Origin of the sequence: Allobosea sp. CER48 (assembly GCF_044752385.1) — a bacterium.
Taxonomy (GTDB): Bacteria; Pseudomonadota; Alphaproteobacteria; order Rhizobiales; family Beijerinckiaceae; genus Allobosea.
This window is the reverse complement of the sequence record NZ_JBIWYK010000388.1, coordinates 1-3,036: the sequence shown is the minus strand read 5'-3', so window position 1 is coordinate 3,036 and position 3,036 is coordinate 1. Positions and strand designations below refer to the sequence as shown.

4 protein-coding genes are annotated in these 3,036 nt (G+C 66.3%); 3 read left to right on the top strand and 1 reads right to left on the bottom strand.

What is annotated here, in order from left to right; all coding sequences use genetic code 11:
• On the bottom strand, positions 1-347 hold a 347-nt coding region (locus tag ACIPIA_RS13315; protein WP_400510238.1), incomplete at its 3' end, for a hypothetical protein.
• Here ACIPIA_RS13315 and ACIPIA_RS13310 point away from each other — a divergent pair.
• The 3 genes from ACIPIA_RS13310 (at position 340) to ACIPIA_RS13300 (ending at position 3,017) form a co-directional block, all read left to right on the top strand.
• Positions 340-1,062, top strand: coding sequence for a LolA family protein (locus ACIPIA_RS13310; protein ID WP_400510237.1), 723 nt, complete (start codon positions 340-342; stop codon positions 1,060-1,062). The genes ACIPIA_RS13315 and ACIPIA_RS13310 overlap by 8 nt on opposite strands.
• Positions 1,063-1,170: 108 nt before the next feature.
• Positions 1,171-1,986 (top strand): exodeoxyribonuclease III, encoded by an 816-nt coding sequence (xth, locus tag ACIPIA_RS13305; RefSeq protein WP_400510236.1) that lies wholly within the window; start codon positions 1,171-1,173, stop codon positions 1,984-1,986.
• A 107-nt stretch (positions 1,987-2,093) separates the two neighbouring features.
• Complete coding sequence (locus ACIPIA_RS13300) at positions 2,094-3,017, top strand: EamA family transporter (protein WP_400510235.1); 924 nt, start codon at positions 2,094-2,096, stop codon at positions 3,015-3,017.
• The last annotated feature ends 19 nt before the right edge of the window (positions 3,018-3,036 follow it).

The following is a 3,036-nucleotide window of genomic DNA, read 5'->3' as shown; positions in this document are numbered from 1 at the left end:
AACACAGAACCAGTACGACGAATGAGCCAGACAGGCCGAGCCAAACCCTTGCGGCCACAGGCCTCAGTCCTCAAATTGCCATGACGATGCTGCAACTTCGGTTGCAGATCACGCGTTGAGCGTTCGGCAGGCCGGCAACGGCCCATCCTCTTGCCAACGACGCGCTTGCAGGCTTCGGCATGGGGATGGCCGCGGCACATGAATGGAGCAGCCTTGCTCGAAAGATTGACCCAGGCGGTCCGGACTGCGCTTTTGGCGGCCATCTCTTCAGGCTGCGTGATGGCGGCTGTGCCCGTGATGGCCCAGCCGCTCCAGCTCCAGCAGCAGCCATCAAAGCCCGTGGCCAAGCCTGCCTCTCCGCGGCTCGTCCTGCCGCCACCGCGCCCGGCGAATCTCGGGATGGCGCGCAGCGCCGCGACCGAAGCGCCGGCTGCGCAGCCGGCCGCCGTGACGAGCGCGGCGCCGTCTTCCGATACGGCACAAGCCGCCCCGGCGCCTACGCCGGCGAAGGGAAAGCCCGCCGCGCCGGCCACGCAGGAAGAGGCGATCGAGCGGCTCAATACCTATCTGAACAGCTTCACCACCCTTCAGGGCAATTTCATCCAGTTCGCCGCCAATGGCCGGCGGCTCGAGGGGCGCATCTATATCCAGCGCCCCGGCAAGATGCGTTTCGAATACGAGCCGCCGACCACCACGGAGGTCATCTCCGACGGCACTTCCGTCGCGGTCAGGGACAAGCGCCTGGCGACGCAGGACATCTATTCGATCGGCCAGACGCCGCTGAAGTTCCTGGTGCGCGAGCGCATGGATCTGGCGCGCGAAGGCACGCTGAAGGGTGCCAGTGTCGATGGCGACATCCTGTCCGTCCGAATCGAGGATCGCTCCACGCTCGGCGGGACTTCCAAGATCACGCTGAAGTTCGACCTCCTCGCCAACGAGCTTCGGCAATGGATCGTGGTCGATCCGCAAGGCTATGAAACCTCGGTCTCGCTCTACAATCTCGACACGCGCCGCCGGCCCGATCCGAAGAACTTCGTGATCGACTACCAGCGTACGCTCTGACGACGCGCAGCGGCACCTGATTGGCGCGGCAGGGTGTGGCCGCGACGGGGCTTGCCTTTTGCGACGCGCCGACCCAGTTTCCGGCCTCCTCTTGGCCGGAATCCTCGCGTGCAACTCACCGTCACCAGCTGGAACATCAACTCGGTTCGCCTGCGCATCGGCATGGTCGGCGAGTACCTGACCCGTTACGCTCCCGACGTCCTCTGCCTGCAGGAGACGAAGACGCCGGACGAGCAATTTCCGGCCAAGGCCTTCCATCAGCTCGGCTATGTCCACCAGGCCTTCATCGGCCAGAAGGGCTACAACGGCGTCGCGATCGTCTCGAAGCTGCCCTTCAGCGAGAAGGAGGCAATGTCGATGTGCGGCCGCAACGACGCCCGGCACATGACGGTGACGCTCGACAAGGCGGCCGGCGCCGCCGCCGGCATCGCCATCCATAACTTCTACATCCCGGCCGGCGGCGATCTCCCCGATCCCGAAAAGAACGAGAAGTTCGCGCACAAGCTCGCCTTCCTCGACGAGATCGGTGCCTGGGGCATGACGAAGAAGCCGACCGATCGGCCAGCGATCCTGCTCGGCGACCTCAACATCGCTCCGCTCGAGCATGACGTCTGGAGCCACAAGCAGCTGCTCGACGTCGTCAGCCACACGCCTATCGAGACCACGACGCTGGAGAAGCTGCGCAGCGAGATCGGCTGGACCGACGCGGCCCGCGCGCTCCGTCCCGAACCCGAGAAGCTCTATTCCTGGTGGAGCTACCGTGCGCAGGACTGGGAAGCCTCGAACAAGGGCCGGCGGCTCGACCACATCTGGCTCTCGGAAGCACTGAAGCCGACTCTGCGGGACCTCGCATTCCTGCGCGAGGCGCGGGGCTGGGAGCGCCCGTCCGACCACGTTCCGGTCACGGTGACGCTGGAACTCTGACGGCAGAGGCGCGGCCTAGCGCGTGAACAGGTGGCGCTTCAGCCATGCCGGGTCGTCCTAACGACCTGCGGAGATAGCATGATATAGCCCCGGCAGTTTTCATTGCCGTGGCCAAGCCGGTGCAGCCCTCCAGCTCCCTTTCCCTGCGCGATGCGTTGCTCACCCTCGCGGTCATGGTGGTCTGGGGCACCAATTTCGTCGTCATCCACATCGGCGTCGAGCATTTCCCACCGCTGCTCTTCGCCTGCCTGCGCTTCACCTTTGCTCTGCTGCCGGCCGTCTTCTTCCTCAAGCGCCCGGCCGTGCCGTGGAGCAAGCTCGCCGCCTATGGCGTCCTGATCGGCGCCGGCCAGTTCGGCCTGCTGTTCTTCGCCATCAAGGGCTACATCGCCCCGGGGCTGGCCTCGCTGGTGGTGCAATCGCAGCCCTTCTTCACGATTCTGCTGGCGGCCGCGATTACACATGAGCGCGTACAGCCCTTCCAGATCGCCGGATTGCTGCTGGCTGCGGTCGGTATCGGCGTGATCCTCTGGCATACCGACGGCTCGACGACGCCGATCGGGATCATGCTCGTCCTGGGGGCCGCGCTGTGCTGGGCGGGCGGCAACATCGTCTCCCGCAGCACCCCCGGCGTCGACATGCTCGCCTATGTCGTCTGGACCAGCCTCTTCGCCGTTCCGCCGCTCTTCGCCCTGTCTCTGCTCGTCGAGGGCTGGCCGGCGATGCGCGAGGCGGTGAGCACCGCCCCGCCCGCGGCCTGGGCGGCAGCGCTCTGGCAAGCGGTCGGCAACGTCATGTTCGGTTATGCGGTCTGGGGCTGGCTGCTCTCGCGCTACGCCGCCGCCACCGTCGCGCCGACCGCGCTGCTCGTTCCGATCTTCGGCATGGGCGCGGCCGCTGCCTGGCTCGGCGAGCCACTGCCCGGCTGGAAGTTCATGGCCGCCGGCCTCGTCATGTCCGGCCTGTGCATCAATATCCTGTGGCCGCGCTTCGCTGCCATCCGCGCCGCGAGGCACCCGCCCGCATCGTGAGCGAGGCGCCTACTTCCGG